Here is an 18,717-nt window from a genome sequence, read left to right on the forward strand (position 1 = left end):
CTACGTGGGCTCGCTGACAGTTGCCTGAAATATGGGACGGGAGGGGCTGGTGGGGCGGGGTTCGTCCCACCAGCCCAGAGGGGCCTAGTCGAAGCGGTTCTGGTTGAGGAAACGGGCCACTCCCCGCCAGGTGTTCGGGCCGGGATCACCGTCGATCGGGCCGGTGTAGCCCCAGCCCGCGGCGAGCCGCTGGAGCGCCGCCCAGGTGTTGGGGCCGGGCACGCCGTCGGCGGGCCCGCCGTAGCCGTGATGTGCGGCGAGGTAGCGCTGCATGGCCGCGTAGGTGTTCGGGCCCGGCACGCCGTCGACGGGGCCGGTGTAGCCCGCGTCGAGGCGCACCCAGTTCTGGAGGCGCTTCCAGAAGATCGTGCCGGGGATCCCGTCGCTCTCGGTGGAGGTCTTCGGCAGGCCGCCGCCCCCGCCGCCGAGGTAGACGAGCGGGTTGATGCGGGTGCCGTTCGGGTCGATCATGTGCCAGTGCAGGTGCGGGCCCGTCGACGAACCCGAACCGGGCGCGCCGGCCGCGCCGCCGGAACGGGCGACGATCGCGCCCGCCCCGACCCAGGCGCCCTCGGCGATCAGGAACGCCGACAGGTGCATGTACTGCGTGCGGTACCCGTTGGAGTGGTAGATGGTGACCGTGTGGCCACCGGTCCCGTTGTAGGGGATGTTGCGGACCGTGCCCGACCCACAGGCGGGGACGCCGGTGCCGACGCCCATCGGGTAGTCGATGCCGCCGAGGGAGCCGCGGTCGATGTGCGCCTGCCATCCGTCGGAGATCGGGTAGCCGGAGAAGGGGTTGTAGAAGTCCGCGGCGAATGCCGGGTTCGACGGGAGCAGGATCCCGCCGGTCGCCGCGAGGGTGGTGGCGCCCACGCCGCTTAAGAGGGCGCGGCGGGTGAGTCTGCCGGTCATGGGGAGTCCTTCCGGAGGGTGGAAGGGCATCGTGGACCCGGGGCGCGGGTGGCGCGTCGGTCGTTCGACCGAGGTCAGGACTCGCGGGCGATGCGGTTGCGGCGTTCCTCGTCGGTTTCGTTGTCCAGTTCGGGACGTTGCTCGCCGCCGACGTCGGAGGCCCCCTTGACGCCCGCCTCGGTGTACGGGCCGATCGGATTGCGCTGATTCGGGCCACCGTCGAAGAACTCCGCGGCGCGGTCGAGGTCGGCGTTCCCGGTCGAGCCGTCGGCGTTGTACTTGTCGAAGAGCGCCTGCTTGCCCTTCTCCCAGAAGGCCTTGTTGCCCTCGTCGGTCAGCGTCAGGTTGATCTTGTCGGACTTGAGGCCGAGCTTGAAGGCGGCGTCGTCGAGTTTCGCGGCCCCGGACTTGGCCAGCGAGCCGAGTTTCCCGGCCTTCTCCAGCAGCTCCCCGGCGGCCTTGACGAGCTTGTTCAGCCACTTGGCGATGGTGCTCAACGCGACGTAGGCGGAGTGCACGACCTTGGCGATGCCGGCCGCCAGGGACCCGCCGAAGGTGGGCACCGAGATCGCCAGGGCGGCCAGGAGGGTCACGATGGCCCAGCTGATGAACTCCGAGAGGATCTCGACGATGACCGACCGGGTCGAGGCGACCATCACGCCGGCGTTGGTGACCGCCGAGACCATGCCCTCGGCCATCTGCGCCGACACTCCCGTCAGGCCCCGCGCGGCACCGGTGACCACGCTGTGCGCCTGCCCGGCGGCCCCCTCCCAGTCCTGAACCTGCGCGACGCCCGACCCCTGCGAGTCGCCGGTCTGCTTTATCTGCTCGGCGATGTTGGCCCAGGTCTTCGCCAGCGCCTTGACCGCGTTCGGGTTCCCGGTGACCTTGTCGAGGGCCTCCCGCAGGAACCAGACGTGCTCGATCACCCAGCCGACCCCGGCCAGCACGAGCTCCTTGAACGGGTTGATCGCGAAGCCGAGGGCGTCGAGCGCGACCGCCCCGGCGTTGAGACCGGCGGTGACGGCGTCGAAGTCGCCACCGTCGCCGAGGTCGCCGCTCAGGTTCTCGGCGAAGGTCCCGAGGCTGTCGAAGATTCCCGCGCCGGTGGTCAGGCCGGGTTCGGCGGTCGAGGGGTCGTCGACCAGGTTTCGCGGCTCGGTCATGCGATCGGGGTCCCTCGTCGGCCGGATCCGGGGCGATCCTCGAAGCGGGCGATCCGTTCGATCTTGCCCTTGTTCGACTCCTCGGCCGCCTCGTAGTCGTCGGCCGCGGCGTACATGTTCACGCTGACCTGCTCGGTCAACTTCGCCAGACCGGCCACCTGTTCGGCGACCGCCCGGCCGCACTCGGCGAGGTCGGCCGACACGCCCAGCCCGCTCAGCAGCGGCCCGAACATCTCGGCGTCCCCACCGCCGACCTGCCCGGCGGCTCCGGCGGCGTTCCGCAAGGGCTCGGCGACCCCGGAGCGGTATTTCCCGGCGTGATCACGAAGGGCCTCGACGAAGACCCGGTACTCGCCCGCGCGGGTCACCACGCGCTCCTCGGCTCGGTGTCCGGCGAGGGCGGGGCGGCCGCGTCGAAGAGGGCCATCGCCTCGCCGCCGTCCCCGACCAGTTCGGCCAGCAGGGCCCGGGTCCGCGCGGACGCCTCCGCGCTCGCCTTCGCGTAGGTCTCCATGACCGTCGCGGCCAGCTGGATCTGTGTGAGGCTCTTGGCCTTGACACCGAACTCGATCGAGCCGAGCCCGCCACTGCCGTTCACGGTCAGGGTCACCGATCTGTCACGGCTCGCCGCCGTCGCGGAGGTCTCGGCGATCTCCCGTTCGACGCGTGCCGCCTTCGCCTTCATTTCCTCGGCCCGCCGCTCCAGGGCCTCGGCGAACCCCGCCGGATCACTCGCGAAACTCGGCATCGACATCGTCGGCGCACCTCCCCGTGGAATGCGCCGACCGTAACAATTCCGCCCGATCCCCGTGGCCCCAAGGAATCAAGCGGGCATTTCCGGCTAAAGCGGCGGTGGCTTCCGGTAGTGCCCGTTGCGTCGCAGCAGGACCAGCGTCGTCGTCAGCGCGATAGCCGCGATGACAGCGACGACGGCCAGCAAAATGTACGGCGTCGGCCCCGGGCCCTTCGGCTCCTCGGCGGCCGCGGGCGGTGCCTCGCCGTCGGGCGGGACGGCACCGTCCGTCGACGGCGGCGGTGTCTGCGACGACTCCGGCTGCGTCCCGCCGCCACCGTCGACCTGCGACAGCAGCGGATTGGTCAGCACCTGCGGGATCTCCGGCGCCAGCGCGCCGACGGGGTTGACCAGCCCGAAGCCGTACACCTCGTCGCGACCGGGTTTGCCCAGGTCGGCGGCGGTGAAGATGAGCCGGTTGATGACGTTGGCGGCGCTCAGGTCGGGGTACTTCGCGCGGATCAGCGCGGCCGTCGCCGACACCAGCGGCGCCGCGAAACTCGTCCCCTGGATGTTCCAGTACCCGTCGGGATGCGCGCTGGTCAGGTGATCGGCGGGCGCGGTCAGGACCGTCTCGGTCCCGGTCAGCGCGCCGTCCCAGAACTCGCCGTCAGGCGACAGTCCGCTCACCGCGACGACCCCGGGCATCCGCGCGGGAAACCACACGCCCTGTTCGTCGTCCTTACTGCTGTCCACGTTGCCGGTGCAGGCGATGACCACGACCTCGCGACTCAGCGCATAGGTGATGGCCTCGGCCAGTTCCGGGCTCTTCCCGACACCGCCGAGTGACAGGTTGACCACGTCGGCGCCGTGGTCGACGGCCCACCGCACGGCCCGCGCGACGACACCGGCGTCGTCGTAGCGGTTGTCCTTGTCGAGGACCCGCACGGGCAGGATCTGCGCGTCGTAGGCGACCCCGACGACCCCGTCGGCGTCGTTGAGGCCCCCGATGAGGGCCGCGACGGACGTGCCGTGCCCGACCGGATCCTCGGTCCCGTCGCCGCCGCTGCCGTCGGTGCTCTTGACGAAGTCGGCGCCGGGCAGCACCTTCCCGCGCAGGTCGACGTGGTCGGCGTCGACGCCGGAGTCGAGGACCGCGACGATCGTGCCCGCGCCCGTCGACTGCGGCCAGGCGTCGGCGGCGTGCAGCGAGTCGAGCTGCCACTGCTTGGGGCGGACGTCGTCGGCGAGGGCCGCTCCGGGGGCCGCGACGGTGCTCAACAGGACCGCCGCGACCGTGGCCGCAGCGGTCTTTCCGAGCCTTCCCGCAATCCCCATTGCGTAGATAGTGGCATGCCCTCGCACGTTTCGTCCCACCCGATGGAGATCCACTTGCACGGTGGCCGATCGTAGGGTGGGGTCACGAAGCGTATTCGCTGTACTGTGATGCCGCGACACCTCTTTTAGTGCTGGGGAGACAGCGGTCATGACCTGGGAGCCCGCTACCGAGTCCGAACGGCGGATGCAGGACGTTCTTCGCCAGGGCGACCAGGAGAGCTACTTTCTGTTGCTCTCCCGTGGCGATCTGTACATCCCGGTGGCGCCGGGCAATTCCGCCTGGGCGACGTGGTCCACCGAGGACCGCACCCACGTACTGGCCTTCACCTCGGAATCCGCGCTTCGCGCGTGCCTCCGCGAGCACGCCGGCGCCCACCGCCGCGTCCGGCTCGACGAGCTCGTGCACACCTGGCCCGACGACGAGTGGTGGCTCGCGGTCAACCCCGGCCTGCCCATCGAGGGCTACCTTCCGGCGTGGTTCGTCAAGCAGGTCTCGACCGGCGACGTGTCACTCCCCGTAGAGGAGACCGCGGGCGCCGGGCACGACGAGATGCCCGTCTACGGCGGCGGTTTCGGCTACGAGGAGCAGCAGCAGGCCGGCGGCTACCGCGCCGAGCCCGCCTACCCGACCTACGGGCAGGGCGAACCGGCCTACCAGCAGCCCTCGCACCTCCAGCCCGGCGGCGGTTTCCCGCAGCCGGAACCGGAGTACCAGCCGCCGCAGCTCCCGACGCGTTTCCCGCCTGCCGAGCAGCCCGCCTACGCCGACTACGCGCCCCCGCCGCCCGCGCCCGCTCCGGCGACGACGACCCCGGCCGGTCTGCCCGCCCGCAACGCCTACGCGCCCCCGGAACCCGCGTACGCGCCCGAGCGGCAGGAGTCGGCCTTCGCGCCGGAACCGAGCTACAGCCCCGAACCCGCCTACGCGCCCGACGCGGCCTTCCAGCCCGCCGGGTTCCAGGGCGGCGGGTACGCCGAGTCCGGTTACGCGCCGGAGCAGGGATACGCGCCCGAACCGGCCTACGCGCCGGAGCCCGCGTACACGCCTGAGCCCGCGTACGCCCCCGAGCAGCCCGCCTACGACGCCGACCGCGGCTACCAGTACGACGACGCGGCCTACCAGCCCGAGCACGCGCCCTACGGCGTCAACAACGAGTCGGGCTACTCCGACGACGCCTACGCCGCACCGGTCATGACCCACCGCGCGCCCGCCGAGGTCGCCGCGGCCCTCGAACCGTCGGCGCCTTCCGGACTGCTCCCCGAGCCCGCCGCCTACGCCCTCGCTGGGCCCACCGAGGACGAGGTCGAAGACGAACTCGCCGCCGCCGGAGCCGCCGGGGACACCCCGCGTTTCCTGCGGGCACTGCTGTCCGGCTGGGTCTACGTTCCACTCAACGACGGCGCTCCCGAGGACGTACGGCCCGGCGACCCAGGCTTCACCTGGCGCACCGACCTCATCGACGGCGCCTACAGCCTCACCGTCTTCACGTCCCCGACGCGCATGTCGCGCCGCCTCGGGCCGTGCGAGTTCGTCAAGGTCACCTTCGTGCGCGTCGCGCGCAACTGGCCGGACCGCAGCTACAGCCTCGCGATCAACCCCGGCACCGAGGTCGGCGCGAACATGCCCGGCACCCAGATGTCCACATTGATCAGCTGGGCCGGCAAGAAGGGCCTCATCGAGCGCGCCGACATGATGGAGCAGTCGGCCGAGGCCGCCGTCGGCGTCCACCACGACGACCTGTCGGCCGGCGGTTACTCGCCCGCGCCGAGCCAGCAGCGCAAACTCGGCCCGACGCTGATGCAGAAGCTCATCCCGGCCGCCCAGGTGCCCTTCTACCTCCAGCGCGGCTACGACCGCATCGCCGGATTCGTGCACCCCGCCGAGGACCTCGCCGACTTCGACACCCCGGAGTCGCTGCGCACCGCCCTCGGCCTCATCCACGACGGCGCCTCCGACGTGTACGTGATCCGCTGGATCTCGCACCGCGCCGACCTCTACCGGATCCCCTACGGCGGCAACGACGTCGACGAGATGCGCCGCATGGAGGGCTGGGTCATCGAGCCGCCGCCCTTCCGCGGCAACGGTTTCGCGCCCGGGGAGACCGGCGCGGTGGTCGCCGAGTTCAAAGTGGACAGCATCCGCCTGCCGCACGGCGCCACCATGCACCGCCTGAGTTCCATCGACGGCGACACACTCGTTGCCTCGTTCGACGCCGACCAGCAGACCTGGCTGACCGCGGAGGAGTCGCTGTGACGCCCATGCCGCCACTGGCCCATGTGGACGGTTACATCGCCCGCTGGCGGGACCGGGAGTACGAGGCGAGCCCCGACGGGGACTACATGCGCCTCTACACCCCCGATCCCGAGGAGGGCTTCACCGAGGTCGCGCAGGGCCGCTACCGCCGCAGCGTTCCCGCGCCCGAGGTCGAGGACTTCTACTACCTGCGCACGGTCTGCAAATGGCGCGGTGAACCCTTCCACGTCATCGGCGAGACCGGGAACTGGCTGCGCGTCGAGTACGTCGGCGGGCAGGAGCCGGTCGCGGCCGGACTCGGCCTCGACCGCTACGACGCCGGCGTCTACCAGGGGTGGGCGCTGCGCGATGAGGTGACGGACCTGCACCAGAAGCAGGTGTGAACCGCACCGACCGCCTGTACGCCCTCGTCGAAGAGCTGCGGGCGGTCTCACCGCGGCCCAGGAGCGCCCGGCGGCTCGCCGAGCGCTTCGGCGTCTCGGTGCGCACGGTGGAGCGGGATCTGCGCGCCCTGCAGGAAAGCGGCGTGCCCATCTACGCCGAAGCGGGACGCAACGGGGGCTACGTCATCGACAAGCGCCGGACGCTGCCGCCGCTGTCGATCACCCCGGCCGAGGCCGTCGCGCTGACCGCCGCGCTGCATTCCCTGCACGGCAGCCCTTTCGCCGACGCCGCCCGCTCCGTTCTGCACAAGGTCCGGGCCGTCATGCCCCCGCGCGAGCTCGCCGAGGCCGACACCCTCGCCGAGAACGTCGTGGTGATCCCGGCGCGGAAGGGGACGCGCTCGGTGGCGAAGGCCGTCGAGGACGCCATCGCCCGCCGAAAGGTGCTGGAGCTGTCCTATGTGGACCGGCTGGGTGCCGTGTCGTCGCGGATCGTGGAACCGCTGGGGCTGCTGGGAGGCGGCGAGCACTGGTATCTGCTGGCCTGGTGCCGCACGCGCGACGCCGTGCGCGGCTTCCGTCTCGAACGGGTCCGCGACGCCACCGTGCTGGGCGAGGGTGTGCCGTCCCGCGACATCGACCTGACCGAGATCGACGCCCTGGGACGGGAACTCGTCGGGCTGGCGCGGCTGGATGTGTCGCCGAACACCGACAGGACGGTGTCGCGCTAGGCGGTGATCGTGGTCCTTCCGACGAGTGAAGGAGAACGACATGACGGGTGTGGCAACGGACCGTGCGGCGATGACGGGCCTGTGGGACGCGTGGACCGAGATGTGGAACGGCGCCACGGGGCTCGCCGGGAAGATCGTGACGGAGGACTTCCGCATCGCCTTCGGGACGAGGATCCCGGCGGCCGACGCCATTCGCGGGCCGCGCGACCTGGCGGCGTTCGTGGACGGATTCCGCGCGGGCTACGAGGCGCTGGTCTACCGGACGGACATCGGGCCGGCGGTGGACGGTGGGCTGGTGGCGTGCCGGTGGGTCGCGGACTTCACCAAGGCGGGGGTGGAACGGCGCACGGGCGGTATCGACATGCTGCGCGTCGAGGACGGCGCGGGCGGGCCGCGGATCGCCGAGGTGTGGTCACTGACGGGGACGCGGTCGTTGTGAGGGGTGGGCGCCGACGTTCGCGTCGGCGCCCGGTCGCGGGCGGGCCCGCCATGCCCCCTACCCCACGTGCTCCTCGTACGCCGCCACCGTTTCGGCGAAGACCTCGCGTCCCGGCCGTGCCCACAGTTCGTCGTTGAACAACTCGACCTCGATCGGGCCGTCGTATCCCGCCGCGTCGACGGCCGCCTTGATCCGCCGCATTTCCACGCAGCCGGTCCCGAGCTGCCCCCGGCCGGTGAGTACACCGGCGGGCAGCGGCGTCGTCCAGTCGGCCACCTGGAAGGTCGCGATGCGGCCTTCCGTGCCCGCCCGGGCGATCGCCGCGTAGAGGTTCGGGTCCCACCAGATGTGGTAGGTGTCCACGGCCGCGCCGACCTGCGCGGCCGGGAAGGGCGCCGCGAGGTCGAGCGCCTGGTCCAGAGTGGACACGACACAGCGGTCGCTGGCGAACATCGGGTGCAGCGGCTCGATCGCCAGCGTCACACCGGCGTCGCCGGCGTACGGCGCGAGCTCGGCGAGGGCGTCGGCGACCTTGGCGCGGGCGCCGTCGATGTCGCGCGATCCTTCCGGCAGGCCGCCGGAGACGAGCACGAGGACCTTCGTGCCGAGGGCTCGCGCCTCATCGATCGCCCGGCGGTTGTCCTCAATGGACTCCCGGCCACCGGTGGTGAAGAACCCGCCGCGGCACAGCGTCGTCACCGGAACGCCGGTCTCCTTGAGTTTCGCGATGGTGCGGTCGATCCCGTACTCGGCGACGGGCTCCCGCCACAGCCCGATCCCGATGCCCTCGCGGGCGCAGGCCTCGATGACCTCGCCCTGGTCCCAGAACTTGGCCGTGGCGTGGTTGAAACTGAGTCGCGTCACCGCCCGACCCCCGCGACGGTGAGCAGCGCGCGCATCTTGGCGGCCGCGGCCTCCGGGTCGGGGTAGAGCCCGGCCTCGTCGGCAAGAGTGAAAAGCCTTGTCAGGTACGGGATGTCGCGGGCGTTCTCCAGGCCGCCGACCATTCGGAAGGCGTCCTGGTGCCCGGCGAGCCAGGCCAGGAAGACCACGCCGGTCTTGTAGTTGAAGGTCGGCGCGGCGAAGGTGTGCCGGGCGAGGGTGACCGTCGGATCGAGGATCTCCCGGAATCCCTTGGCGTCACCGGCATCGAGCCGCGCGACGGCCGCCGAGGCGTGCGCGGCGAGAGGATCGAAGATGCCGAGGAGGGCGTGGCTGAAGCCCTGTTCGTCGCCCTCGATGAGCTGCGGATAGTTGAAGTCGTCGCCGGTGTAGCAGCGCACGGACGCGGGAAGCCGCCGCCGGAAGGCGATCTCGCGGTCGGCGTCGAGCAGCGAGATCTTCACACCGTCGACGGCGGACTCGTGCGCGGCGATGACGCCGAGCATCGTCTCCGCCGCCGACGACAGGTCCTCGCTACCCCAGTAGCCGGTCAGCGCGGGGTCGAACATCGGCCCGAGCCAGTGCAGGATCACCGGACGCGACACCTGCGAGAGCAGCCGGTCGTAGACGCGCGCGTAGTCGTCGGGACCGGTCGCGGCGGCCGCCAAAGCCCTGCTGCACATCAGGATCGGGATCGCGCCGGCCGCGTCGACGACCGCGAGCTGCTCCTCGTACGCGGCGATCACCTCGTCCAGAGTGGACGGACCACCCAACTGGTCGGTTCCGGCTCCGCAGGCGATCAGGCCGCCGACGGAGGCCGCCTCGGCCGCCGAGCGCCGGATCAGCTCCCGCGTCGCCGCCCAGTCAAGGCCCATACCGCGCTGCGCGGTGTCCATCGCCTCGGCGACGCCAAGGCCGTGCGCCCACAGGTGCCGCCGGAACGCCAGCGTGGCGTCCCAGTCGAGCACCGCCGGGCGCCCGGGACCGTTGTCGGCCAGGGGATCGGCGACGACGTGCGCCGCCGAGTACACCACCCGCGAGCGCAGCGCCGTGCCCGAAGGCGCGGGCGCCGTCGCGCCGCTCATCGTGTGGAGGGTGCCGTCGGGGAGCCGCAGGGTGCTCACAGGGACAGCTCCGGCAGTTCGAGGCGGCGGCCCTGCTCGGCGGCGGCGAGGCCGACCTCGGCGAGCTGCACGCCCCGCGCCCCGGCGAGGAAGTCGTGGTTCCAGGGGGCGTCGTCGACGACGTGGCGCAGGAAGCTCTCCCACTGGACCTTGAAGCCGTTGTCGAACTCGTCGTTGTCGGGCACCTCCGTCCACTGTGCACGGAAGTCGTTGGGCTCGGCGATGTCGGGGTTCCAGACCGGTTTCGGCGTGACCGAACGGTGCTGGGCCCGGCAGCGGCGCAGGCCCGCGACGGCGCTGCCCTCGGTGCCGTCGACGTGAAACTCGACCAGTTCGTCGCGGAAGACGCGGGTCGCCCACGAGGAGTTGATCTGCGCGACCACGCCGTCGGAGAGTTCGAAGATCGCGTAGGCGGCGTCGTCGGCGGTCGCCTTGTAGGTGGCGCCCTGCTCGTCGACACGCTCCGGGACGTGCGTGGTGACGTGCGCGGTCACGGCCTTGACGGGCGAGAAGATGTGTTCGAGGACGTACTGCCAGTGCGCGAACATGTCGAGGACCATGCCGCCGCCGTCCTCGGCACGGTAGTTCCAGGAGGGGCGCTGCGCGCTCTGCCAGTCGCCTTCGAAGACCCAGTAGCCGAACTCGCCGCGGACGGAGAGGATGCGGCCGAAGAAGCCGCCGTCGACGAGGCGCTTGAGCTTGCGCAGACCGGGGAGGAAGAGCTTGTCCTGGACGACGCCGTTCTTGACGCCGGCCGCGCGCGCCGCCCGGGCGAGGGTGAGGGCTTCGTCCACTGTGGTCGCGATCGGCTTCTCGCAGTAGACGTGCTTGCCCGCGGCGATCGCCTTGGTGACGGCGGCGAGGCGGTGCTGCGTGGTCAGCGAGTCGAAGTAGACGTCGATCGAGGGATCGGCGAGGACCGCGTCGAGGTCGGTGGTGTGGCGCTCGATCCCGTGCCGTTCGGCGATCGCGGCGACCTTGTCGGCGTTGCGCCCGACGAGCGTCAGCTCGGGCCAGATCACCGAGCCGTCGGCCCGCGTGACGCCGCCCTGCTCGCGGATGGCGAGCAGCGAGCGCACGAGGTGCTGACGGTAGCCCATGCGGCCGGTGACGCCGTTGACGGCGATGCCGACGGTGGTGCGTGTGCTCATGGGGGCGGGCCTCTCTCAAGATCAACTTGGCAAGCGCTTTCCAGACGAGGTGGAGAGTAGCCGGATCGAGGGGGAGGGGTCAAGGGGAGGCGCTCTGATCAGCGCGTGAGTCACCCGCGCGCCCGGGCACGAGGCCTCGGCCGCGCGGGGAGTCCGCGGTGTATGGGCGGGGAGGGGAGCCCTTGCCGGGTGCCCTCAGGGGGCTTGGCTCCACCCTCCCCGCAGGCCGGATGCGTACCCGACCTCACCCCGCCGCGGCCCACTTTCGCGGCGAGGGGTCCATGGCTCCTGTTCTACTCCTCGGGATGTGAAACTGGCGTGACGTGACGGCACGCGGTGCCATGATCACCCGTCAGAAGTACCCCGGCCCGCGCACTCGTCCCCGGAACAGCCACCACATCCCGGCCTGCGCCGCCAGCAGGAACGGCGTCACGACCAGCAGCGCGGGCACCAGCACGGCCAGCGTCGCCCCGTCGGCGACGGTCTCCAGCAACGGAAGCCGCGTCCCGATGCCGAGGCCGACGAGCGCCATCGCCGCCGACGTCAGCGCGTACAGCCGCCACGCCCCGATCCGCCCGGCCGTCCGGGCGACGCGCGCGCCGACGGCCCCGCCGAGCCGCAGCCCGGCGTAACCCAGGCCGTGGCAGGCGAACACCGCCGCGACGAGGGCCGCCAGCATCAGCGACCCGATCCCCGGAACCGGCCCCGCGCGGCCGATCCCGGCCTCGCCCGCGCCGACGAACACCAGTCCCCAGGCGCCCGCGACCGTCCAGCTTCCCGCGCAGACCGCGACGTCGCACACGGTCCGCCAGCCCCGGGCGTCGACCCGGCCCCGCGACCACAGGCCCACGTCGCGCACCACCCAGCCGATCAGCAACGTCACCACCGCCGGGAACAGTGCCGTCAGCAGTTCCCCTTCCAGCGAAGGAAAGGCGCCGACGAGCACGCCCGCCGTCGCCACCAGCCACACTTCGGTGCCGAGGAAGGCCGGCGCGATCGCCGACACCACCAGCCGCCGCTCGCGATCGCCCTTGCCGAGCGCGAACAACAGCATCCCGGCGCCGATGTCGGCGCCCCCGAGCACGAGATATCCCAAGCCGTACAGGGCGAGCAGCGCCACGGCCGCGTATTCCATGTCCTTCGTTCCTTTCAGTACGCCAGTACGGGACCGGCCGCCTCGGCCGGTTCGGCGCCGAGGGTCGCCGCCGCCGGACCGCGGGCGGCCGTGCGGAACAGCAGCCAGTAGTTGACGAGCAGCAGCAGCGCGAAGACCGAGCCGAAGGCGATCAGCGAGGCGCGCATCGCCGTCGGGGACACGTCGCTGACGGCGTCGGAGGTCTTCAGCAGTCCGGTGACGACCCACGGCTGGCGGCCCATCTCGCGGAACACCCAGCCGGCGATCATGGCCACGAACGGCAGCGGTATCGCCGCCATCAGCACCGCGTGCCACAGGCGGAACCGCAGCACGACCGGCCGGAAGGCCATGAGCAGCAAGGAGATCCCGCCCAGGAGCAGCAGCGGCAGGAACAGCATGATCATGGTCAGCCCGGCTCCCCGCACGGCCGCGACCGACGGCAGGTAGTCGCCGGGCCCGAACCTCGCGACCGCCTCGGCCTGCAGTGCGGCCAGTTCGCTTTCCGAGCCGGAGAACGCGGCCATCTTCGCGGGCTGGATCTGGCGCACGTAGCCCATCTGGATCCCGCCGGACACCACGGTGAACATGACGGCCGGGACCGCGACGGCGATGCCGGTTCGCAGCGAGCGGACGAAGAAGTCGTGCTCGGGAGTGCGCCGGAACAGGTGGAAGGCGCTGATCCCGGCCAGGAAGAAGCCGCCGACGACCATGGCGCCGCCGAGGATGTGGAAGAACGCGTACAGGGTGCTGGGGTTGGTCAAGACCGCCACCGCGTCGACCAGCCGCAGGCCGTCGCCGTCCACCGTGTACCCGGTCGGGTGCTGGAGAAAGCCGTTGGTGACGAGGATCCAGTAGGCCGAGGCGTAGGCGGTGATCGTGACGATCCAGATGAAGGCCAGGTGCACCCAGCGGTTGACCTTGTTCCAGCCGAAGATCCACAGGCCGAGGAAGGTCGACTCGATGAAGAACGCGACCAGGGTCTCCATGGCCAGTGAGGCGCCGAAGACGTTGCCGGCGTAGTGGGTCAGGCCCGACCAGCTAAGGCCGAACTGGAACTCCATGACGAGACCGGTGACGATCCCGAGGCCGTAGTTGATCAGGTAGAGCTGTCCCCAGAAGCGGGTCATGCGGCGGTGGACGGGTTTGCGGGTGAAGGTCGCGGCCGTCTGCATGAACGCCAGCAGCACCGAGAGCCCGAGAGTCAAGGCGACGAAGAGGAAGTGCGCCCCGGCGGTCAGCGCGAACTGCCAGCGGGCGAGGTCGAGGGTTTCGGCGTCCATACCGCGAATCGTGCGGGCCCGGCGTGGCCGCCCGCGTCGGGCCGGGGTTGGGATCCGGTGTACACCAGGGGTTGCGCGTGCGGAACCGGTGTACGACTGGAGTTGCGCGCTCGCGCCCCGATCGTGCCCGAGGAGGCCGCCGTGACCGATTCGCCGACCATCCGCGAGGTGACCCTGCGCACCGGGATCCCGTCGTCGGCCCTGCGTTTCTACGAGCGGCGGGGTTTGATCGCGCCGAGCGGCCGCCGGGCCGGGAAGCGTGTGTACGGGCCCGACATCTACGCGCGTCTCGCCCTGATCGACATGGCGAAGCTCGCCGGGTTCACCGTCGCCGAGATCGCCGCCGTCCTCGACCTTTCGACGGGCCTCCCACGCGAGCACTGGCAGGCCGTCGCCCGGCCGAAACTGTCCGAACTGGACGAACGCATCGCCGCCGCCCAGCGCGCCCGCGACTTCCTGCGGCACGCCCTCGAATGCCCCGAACCGGACGCCGCCCGCTGCCCCGGTTTCCAGGCGAAACTCGCCGCCCACACCGAGGCGCTGGCACGGGGCTGACGCGCCTCTGTTGACTTGAACCACGGTTCAACGGCGAGGCTGATCGGCATCGTTGCCGAGACGCGAGGAGGCGTCGTGGGACTGCTGGACAGGCTGCTCGCCGCGGGAACCGTGGTCGTGAACGAACCCGCCGGCGGGCGTATGCGGCGGATCGTCGTCGACGGGCCGGAGTTCGCGTGGACGCCCGGGCAGCACGTGGGCGTGTTCGTCGCGGGCCGGATTATCGGCCCGAAGCGGACGTACTCGGTGTGGTCGCTGGAATCCGGGCGGATGGAGCTGCGGATCTTCGACCACGGCGGCGACGCCCCGGGAGCGGAATGGGCGCGGACGGCGGCGCCCGGTGACAGGGTGACGTACACCAGACCCGACGGCCGTCTCGTGGCCGGAGAAGGGGAGTACCACCTCTTCGTCGGCGTCGAGACCGCCCAGGCACCGTTCACGGCGATCGTGCGCGGTCTCGGTGAGGCGCGCTGGCACAGCGTCGCCGAGGCGGCCGACGCCGCCGATCTCGCCGGACTTCCGCACGGTTTCGTACACGCGAAGACCAAGTCCCTTGTGGACGCCGTTCGCGTGCTGGAACTGCCCGGAGAGCCCGGCATCGCCTACGTGGCGGGGGAAGCGCGCACCGTCCAGGCCGTGCGGGCACACCTGGTCGGCGACAGAGGCTGGCCGCGCCGGTCGGTGATGACGAAGCCGTTCTGGACGCCGGGGCGCCGGGGGATGGACTGAGGTGGGGGTCATGACGGCAGGTGGCGCGGCGGTGGCAGGGTGTCGGTATGTCCGTGCCCTTTCCTCGTCGCCGTGCCACCAAACTCCGCCATCCCGACATCGTCGCCGCGTACTGGTACGAGTACGTGCTCGGTGAGGACGAGCACGGCGAGTGGGCGATCCTCCCGGCCGGCGGACGGACCTGGTTCGCCGTCGGTGACGTCTCGCGGATCGGCGACGACCAGCTGCGCTGCTATCCGCGCCACGGGAACTGGGTGGCGCAGTTCTGGCAGCCGGACCGGATCCTGCATGTCGACCGGGCCGACGGCAGGACCGAGACGATCCAGGTCGAGCTGCTCGACTACGTCGACATGACCGCTCCGCCGACCTTCGAGGGCGCGGACGTGTCCTTTGTGGATCTCGTGCTGGACGTCGTCCGCTACCCCGACGGCCGCGTCGCCGTCCTCGACGAGGACGAGGTCGACGAAGAGGTCGAGCGCTACGGCATTCCGCCCGAGTACATCGAGCGGGCTCGGATCAGTTGCGCCGAGGTCCATGACCTCATGAGCGCGGGGAAGGCGCCTTTCGACGGGACCGCCGAATCCTGGCGGGCGAGGTTCCACGCGAGCGTGCCCGCCGGGTGACCGGCGGGCACGCATCCCTCGTCGTTACTCCTTTTCGAGGGCGATCTTCGGTAGCACGCGGTCCAGCCGGCGCGGCAGCCACCACGCCTTCGTCCCGAACAGCCGCATGACCGTCGGTACGACCAGGCACCGGATCACCAGCGCGTCGAGCAGGACCGCGACGGCCAGTCCGAGGCCGAACTGCTGGAGCATGCGGTCGGGGCTGAGCACGAAGGCGCCGAACACGACGATCATGATCGCGCCCGCCGCGGTGATCACACCGCCGGTCGTGGCGAGGCCTTCGCGCACGGCGTGCGTCGCATCGCCCGTCCGGCGCCATTCCTCGTGCATCCGCGAGACCAGGAAGACCTCGTAGTCCATGGAGAGCCCGAACACGATCGCGAAGATCATCACCGGCACGAAGGCCTCGATCGGTCCTGATTGGACACCGAACCAGCCCTCCTGGAACACCAGGGTGATCACGCCGAGGGAGGCGCCGATGCTCAGCAGGTTGAGGATCGCGGCCTTGATGGGGATCAGCAGCGAGCGGAACACCGCCATCAGCAGCAGTGCGCTCAGCCCGACCACGACCAGCAGGAACAGCGGCATCCGGTCGCTGACGGCGTCGGCGAAGTCGACCGCGGCGGCCGTCGAGCCGCCGACGAGGTAGGTCGCGCCGGTCCCGTCGGCGACGGGTGGGAGGACGTCGGCGCGCAGGTGCGCGACCAGTTCGGCGGTCTCGGCCGCCTGCGGCGCGGTGTCGGGGAAGACCAGCAGCATCGACAGTTCGCCGGGTGCGATCCGCTGCGGCGGCGCGACCTCGGCGATGCCCACAGTGGACGACAGCTTCTCGTAGGCGGCCTGTGCGGCGGCGTCGTCGCCTTCGCTGAGGACGATGAGCGGTCCGTTGAAGCCGGTGCCGAAGCCCTCGCCGAGCAGGTCGTAGGCCTGGCGGCTGGTGGTCGTCGGTGCCTCGGTCCCGGCGTCGGCGAAGCCGAGGCGCATCGCCAGCGCAGGAGCCGACAGCGCGACGAGCAGGGCCAGCGCGAACAGCAGCGGCACGAGCGGCCGGCGCTGCATGAGCGCCGCCCAGCGGCGCCAGCGCGCGCCCGGCTCGCTCTTCGCCTTCGCGGCCCGGCGGAGGATGCTCGCCTCGATCCGCCTGCCCATCAGGGAAAGGAGGGAAGGCAGCAGCGTCACCGAGGCGAGCATGGTGACCAGGACGGTCAGCCCGACGCCGAGCGCGACGCCCTGCAGGCCGCCCAATCCCAGCGCCAGCAGGCCGAGCAGCGCGATGATGACCGTCGCCCCGGCGAACAGGACCGAGCGCCCGGCGGTGTCGAGCGCTGTGCGGGCGGCGGTCTCGCGATCGGCGCCGCGGCGGATCTCGCCGCGGAAGCGGGTGAAGATCAGCAGCGCGTAGTCGACGCCGACGCCGAGCCCGACGAGCATCATCAGCGGCACGATGTAACTGGGCAGTGTGAAGACGTTCGAGGCGATCGCGATCAGCCCGAGCGTGCTCCCGACGGCGAAGACGGCCGTGAGCAGCGGCACCGCCGCGGCGAGCAGCGAGCCGAACATGAACAGCAGGATCACCAGTGCGGCGAGCATTCCGGCGCCCTCGGCCGCGCCTCCGGACGACTCCTCGGCGCCCCGCACGGCGTCGCCGCCGAGCTCGACGCGCAGCGCGTCGGACTCGAATTCCCTGGCGGCGTCGATGACCGCGCGGACGTCCTCGGCGGGCACCTCGGTCGCCGGACCGTCCAATGTGGCCGTCGCGAAGCCGATCGTGCCCGCGTCGTTGATGGATCCGTGCGACTCGAAGGGATCGCTGACGGTGAGGACCGAGGGCATGTCGTCGACACGGTCGACCAGCGCGGTGATCGCGGCCCGCTGTGAGGCGAGCCCGTCGTCGGACTGGAAGACGATCTGGACGGTCGTGCCCGACTCGGCGGGCGCGTACTTCTCGAAGGCCTCGGTGACGGCCTGGGACTCGGTCCCGGGGAGCGAGTGGTCGTCGCGGTAGTCGGTGCCGATCGCCTGGGACGCGGCCGTGACGCCGCCGAGGACGACGACCCACACGAGGAGCGCGAGCAGCCGGTGTCGCTGCGACCATCCGGCGAGCCGCTCCATGCGCGACGGCCGCGTCGGCGGGGCGCCGGAGGAGGGCTGAGGAGCGAGTGTCTGTGTCATGGGCGCAAGACTCGGCGAGCGGCTTGCCCCGCGACGTCGGCCTGCGGTGGGCAATTGGGATACGGCGGTGGTTGCGGCGGGGCCGCGCGGGCGTACGGCGTGGGTTGACCTGGCCCTTAGGGGGCGGGCGCTGGGGCGGCGGCGGGCCCGTAGGGGTGGCCCGCCGCCGTCGGGCTCAGCCCCGTACCGCGACCGCGTCGACCTCGAACCGCATGCCCGGCAGCGCCAGCGCGGCCACACCGGTGAGGGTCTGCACCGGCGGCTTCGCGCCCCAGATCCCGCCGATGACCTCGCCGATCACCGCGAGCTTCGCCAGGTCGTGGTCGACGACGAAGGTGCGCAGCCGCGCGACGTGCTCGAAGCCGAGCCCGGCGGCGGCCAGGGCCTTGCCGAGGTTGGCGAACGCGGTCGCGACCTGTTCGGCGAAGTCGTCGGTCGTGACCTGGCCCTCGGCGTCGGAGGCGTACTGCCCGGCGAGGAGGACGAGCTCGCCGGAGGTCGCGGCGACGTGGCTGTAGCCGAAGCCGACGGGGTCGTGGAGGCTGTCGGGGTTGATGATCGTGTGCGGCATGGGATCGCCTTCCTCATGGGTCATCCTGGCTATCTGAGACATTACATGTCCAGGATGATGACGGCCAGGTACGCGAACCGTCATGCCGCTCACAGCCGCTACGCCGGGTTGTCCTCCCACCGGCGTTCCATCCACATCTCCGGCTTCGGGTGCGCCTCGAAGCCGTACCGCCGGTACAGCTCGTGCGCGTCGTCGGTCGCCAGCACCATCCGGCGCAGCCCGAAGGTCTCCACGTCGGCCATGATCCGCTCCATCAGGAGCTTCCCGACGCCCGAGCCCCTGGTAGACCGATCAACATAAACATCCGAGAGCCACGCGAAAGTCGCCCGGTCGGTGACGAGCCGCGCGAAGGCCACCTGCGTCCCGTCGGCGGCGAACACCCCGTACGGCACCGAGTTCTCGATCGTCCGCAGCATCCGCTCACGCGAACGCCCGGTCGCCCAGTACGTGTCGGTGGACAGGCGCTCGTGCAGCCAGTCGAGGTCGAGGCGAGCCGGGTCGGTGGAGATCTCAAAACCGGACATGCGCGAAACGAT

At 71.2% G+C, this 18,717-nt stretch carries 20 protein-coding genes; 7 read left to right on the plus strand and 13 right to left on the minus strand.

What is annotated here, in order from left to right; genetic code table 11:
• Nucleotides 1-84 precede the first annotated feature (84 nt).
• The 5 genes from HNR73_RS15950 to mycP all read right to left on the minus strand — a co-directional run bounded on the left by HNR73_RS15950 (nucleotide 85) and on the right by mycP (nucleotide 4,152).
• A complete protein-coding gene (locus tag HNR73_RS15950) occupies nucleotides 85-915 on the minus strand; it encodes a peptidoglycan DD-metalloendopeptidase family protein (RefSeq protein ID WP_184788247.1) in 831 nt (276 codons plus the stop codon).
• Between the two features lie 74 nt (nucleotides 916-989).
• On the minus strand, nucleotides 990-2,081 hold the full coding sequence (locus HNR73_RS15955; protein WP_184788248.1) for a WXG100-like domain-containing protein: 1,092 nt from the start codon (nucleotides 2,079-2,081) through the stop codon (nucleotides 990-992).
• Entirely contained in the window at nucleotides 2,078-2,449 is a 372-nt protein-coding gene (locus HNR73_RS15960) for a type VII secretion target (protein ID WP_184788249.1), read from the minus strand. The genes HNR73_RS15955 and HNR73_RS15960 overlap by 4 nt, the downstream gene beginning before the upstream one ends.
• Nucleotides 2,446-2,835: a YbaB/EbfC family nucleoid-associated protein gene (locus HNR73_RS15965; RefSeq protein WP_184788250.1), complete on the minus strand. Its 390-nt coding sequence runs from the start codon at nucleotides 2,833-2,835 to the stop codon at nucleotides 2,446-2,448. Before HNR73_RS15965 ends, HNR73_RS15960 begins: the two co-directional genes overlap by 4 nt.
• 87 nt (nucleotides 2,836-2,922) lie before the next feature.
• Entirely contained in the window at nucleotides 2,923-4,152 is a 1,230-nt protein-coding gene (gene mycP / locus HNR73_RS15970; RefSeq protein WP_184788251.1) for a type VII secretion-associated serine protease mycosin, read from the minus strand.
• A 148-nt stretch (nucleotides 4,153-4,300) separates the two neighbouring features.
• Here mycP and HNR73_RS15975 point away from each other — a divergent pair, with 148 nt between their 5' ends.
• The 4 genes from HNR73_RS15975 to HNR73_RS15990 are packed head-to-tail and all read left to right on the plus strand — an operon-like array spanning nucleotide 4,301 to nucleotide 7,959.
• Nucleotides 4,301-6,406, plus strand: coding sequence for an SseB family protein (locus tag HNR73_RS15975; protein WP_184788252.1), 2,106 nt, complete (start codon nucleotides 4,301-4,303; stop codon nucleotides 6,404-6,406).
• A 5-nt stretch (nucleotides 6,407-6,411) separates the two neighbouring features.
• On the plus strand, nucleotides 6,412-6,789 hold the full coding sequence (locus HNR73_RS15980) for a UCP033725 family protein (protein ID WP_184788396.1): 378 nt from the start codon (nucleotides 6,412-6,414) through the stop codon (nucleotides 6,787-6,789).
• Nucleotides 6,786-7,520, plus strand: a complete 735-nt coding sequence (locus HNR73_RS15985) for a helix-turn-helix transcriptional regulator (RefSeq protein ID WP_184788253.1) — start codon at nucleotides 6,786-6,788, stop codon at nucleotides 7,518-7,520. The genes HNR73_RS15980 and HNR73_RS15985 overlap by 4 nt, the downstream gene beginning before the upstream one ends.
• Nucleotides 7,521-7,560: 40 nt before the next feature.
• Nucleotides 7,561-7,959 (plus strand): hypothetical protein, encoded by a 399-nt coding sequence (locus HNR73_RS15990; RefSeq protein WP_184788254.1) that lies wholly within the window; start codon nucleotides 7,561-7,563, stop codon nucleotides 7,957-7,959.
• 57 nt (nucleotides 7,960-8,016) lie between these two features.
• Here the strand turns inward: HNR73_RS15990 and HNR73_RS15995 are convergent, their stop codons facing one another.
• The 5 genes from HNR73_RS15995 to HNR73_RS16015 all read right to left on the minus strand — a co-directional run bounded on the left by HNR73_RS15995 (nucleotide 8,017) and on the right by HNR73_RS16015 (nucleotide 13,531).
• Nucleotides 8,017-8,823: a sugar phosphate isomerase/epimerase family protein gene (locus tag HNR73_RS15995; protein ID WP_184788255.1), complete on the minus strand. Its 807-nt coding sequence runs from the start codon at nucleotides 8,821-8,823 to the stop codon at nucleotides 8,017-8,019.
• The gene (locus tag HNR73_RS16000; protein WP_184788397.1) at nucleotides 8,820-9,926 is read right to left on the minus strand and encodes a dihydrodipicolinate synthase family protein; all 1,107 of its coding nucleotides are present in this window, start codon (nucleotides 9,924-9,926) and stop codon (nucleotides 8,820-8,822) included. The genes HNR73_RS15995 and HNR73_RS16000 overlap by 4 nt, the downstream gene beginning before the upstream one ends.
• 35 nt (nucleotides 9,927-9,961) lie before the next feature.
• Entirely contained in the window at nucleotides 9,962-11,116 is a 1,155-nt protein-coding gene (locus HNR73_RS16005; RefSeq protein ID WP_184788256.1) for a Gfo/Idh/MocA family protein, read from the minus strand.
• A 352-nt stretch (nucleotides 11,117-11,468) separates the two neighbouring features.
• On the minus strand, nucleotides 11,469-12,251 hold the full coding sequence (locus HNR73_RS16010; protein ID WP_184788257.1) for a cytochrome d ubiquinol oxidase subunit II: 783 nt from the start codon (nucleotides 12,249-12,251) through the stop codon (nucleotides 11,469-11,471).
• A gap of 14 nt (nucleotides 12,252-12,265) precedes the next feature.
• Nucleotides 12,266-13,531, minus strand: coding sequence for a cytochrome ubiquinol oxidase subunit I (locus tag HNR73_RS16015; protein ID WP_184788258.1), 1,266 nt, complete (start codon nucleotides 13,529-13,531; stop codon nucleotides 12,266-12,268).
• A gap of 141 nt (nucleotides 13,532-13,672) precedes the next feature.
• Here HNR73_RS16015 and HNR73_RS16020 point away from each other — a divergent pair, with 141 nt between their 5' ends.
• From HNR73_RS16020 to HNR73_RS16030, 3 genes are all read left to right on the plus strand, one after another.
• Nucleotides 13,673-14,086 carry a MerR family DNA-binding protein gene (locus HNR73_RS16020; RefSeq protein WP_184788259.1) on the plus strand — a complete coding sequence of 138 codons (414 nt, stop codon included), beginning with the start codon at nucleotides 13,673-13,675 and terminating at the stop codon, nucleotides 14,084-14,086.
• A 75-nt stretch (nucleotides 14,087-14,161) separates the two neighbouring features.
• The gene (locus HNR73_RS16025) at nucleotides 14,162-14,815 is read left to right on the plus strand and encodes a siderophore-interacting protein (protein WP_203685693.1); all 654 of its coding nucleotides are present in this window, start codon (nucleotides 14,162-14,164) and stop codon (nucleotides 14,813-14,815) included.
• Between the two features lie 47 nt (nucleotides 14,816-14,862).
• Complete coding sequence (locus tag HNR73_RS16030) at nucleotides 14,863-15,438, plus strand: ribonuclease FAU-1 family protein (RefSeq protein WP_184788260.1); 576 nt, start codon at nucleotides 14,863-14,865, stop codon at nucleotides 15,436-15,438.
• A 24-nt stretch (nucleotides 15,439-15,462) separates the two neighbouring features.
• Here the strand turns inward: HNR73_RS16030 and HNR73_RS16035 are convergent, their stop codons facing one another.
• From HNR73_RS16035 to HNR73_RS16045, 3 genes are all read right to left on the minus strand, one after another.
• Nucleotides 15,463-17,610: an MMPL family transporter gene (locus HNR73_RS16035; RefSeq protein ID WP_184788261.1), complete on the minus strand. Its 2,148-nt coding sequence runs from the start codon at nucleotides 17,608-17,610 to the stop codon at nucleotides 15,463-15,465.
• Nucleotides 17,611-17,785: 175 nt separating this feature from the next.
• Nucleotides 17,786-18,181, minus strand: a complete 396-nt coding sequence (locus HNR73_RS16040; protein ID WP_184788262.1) for a RidA family protein — start codon at nucleotides 18,179-18,181, stop codon at nucleotides 17,786-17,788.
• Nucleotides 18,182-18,279: 98 nt separating this feature from the next.
• Nucleotides 18,280-18,705 (minus strand): GNAT family N-acetyltransferase, encoded by a 426-nt coding sequence (locus tag HNR73_RS16045; protein ID WP_184788263.1) that lies wholly within the window; start codon nucleotides 18,703-18,705, stop codon nucleotides 18,280-18,282.
• Nucleotides 18,706-18,717: the final 12 nt, after the last annotated feature.

Origin of the sequence: Phytomonospora endophytica (genome assembly GCF_014202425.1) — a bacterium.
Lineage (GTDB): Bacteria > Actinomycetota > Actinomycetes > Mycobacteriales > Micromonosporaceae > Phytomonospora > Phytomonospora endophytica.

Bases quoted from the DNA above. Each gene is read 5' to 3' on its own strand.
- HNR73_RS15950 (WP_184788247.1), bottom strand. From the start codon at position 915: ATGACCGGCAGACTCACCCGCCGCGCCCTCTTAAGCGGCGTGGGCGCC.
- HNR73_RS15955 (WP_184788248.1), bottom strand. From the start codon at position 2,081: ATGACCGAGCCGCGAAACCTGGTCGACGACCCCTCGACCGCCGAACCC.
- HNR73_RS15965 (WP_184788250.1), bottom strand. From the start codon at position 2,835: ATGTCGATGCCGAGTTTCGCGAGTGATCCGGCGGGGTTCGCCGAGGCC.
- mycP (WP_184788251.1), bottom strand. From the start codon at position 4,152: ATGGGGATTGCGGGAAGGCTCGGAAAGACCGCTGCGGCCACGGTCGCG.
- HNR73_RS15975 (WP_184788252.1), top strand. From the start codon at position 4,301: ATGACCTGGGAGCCCGCTACCGAGTCCGAACGGCGGATGCAGGACGTT.
- HNR73_RS15980 (WP_184788396.1), top strand. From the start codon at position 6,412: ATGCCGCCACTGGCCCATGTGGACGGTTACATCGCCCGCTGGCGGGAC.
- HNR73_RS15990 (WP_184788254.1), top strand. From the start codon at position 7,561: ATGACGGGTGTGGCAACGGACCGTGCGGCGATGACGGGCCTGTGGGAC.
- HNR73_RS16000 (WP_184788397.1), bottom strand. From the start codon at position 9,926: ATGAGCGGCGCGACGGCGCCCGCGCCTTCGGGCACGGCGCTGCGCTCG.
- HNR73_RS16005 (WP_184788256.1), bottom strand. From the start codon at position 11,116: ATGAGCACACGCACCACCGTCGGCATCGCCGTCAACGGCGTCACCGGC.
- HNR73_RS16010 (WP_184788257.1), bottom strand. From the start codon at position 12,251: ATGGAATACGCGGCCGTGGCGCTGCTCGCCCTGTACGGCTTGGGATAT.
- HNR73_RS16015 (WP_184788258.1), bottom strand. From the start codon at position 13,531: ATGGACGCCGAAACCCTCGACCTCGCCCGCTGGCAGTTCGCGCTGACC.
- HNR73_RS16030 (WP_184788260.1), top strand. From the start codon at position 14,863: ATGTCCGTGCCCTTTCCTCGTCGCCGTGCCACCAAACTCCGCCATCCC.
- HNR73_RS16035 (WP_184788261.1), bottom strand. From the start codon at position 17,610: ATGACACAGACACTCGCTCCTCAGCCCTCCTCCGGCGCCCCGCCGACG.
- HNR73_RS16040 (WP_184788262.1), bottom strand. From the start codon at position 18,181: ATGCCGCACACGATCATCAACCCCGACAGCCTCCACGACCCCGTCGGC.
- HNR73_RS16045 (WP_184788263.1), bottom strand. From the start codon at position 18,705: ATGTCCGGTTTTGAGATCTCCACCGACCCGGCTCGCCTCGACCTCGAC.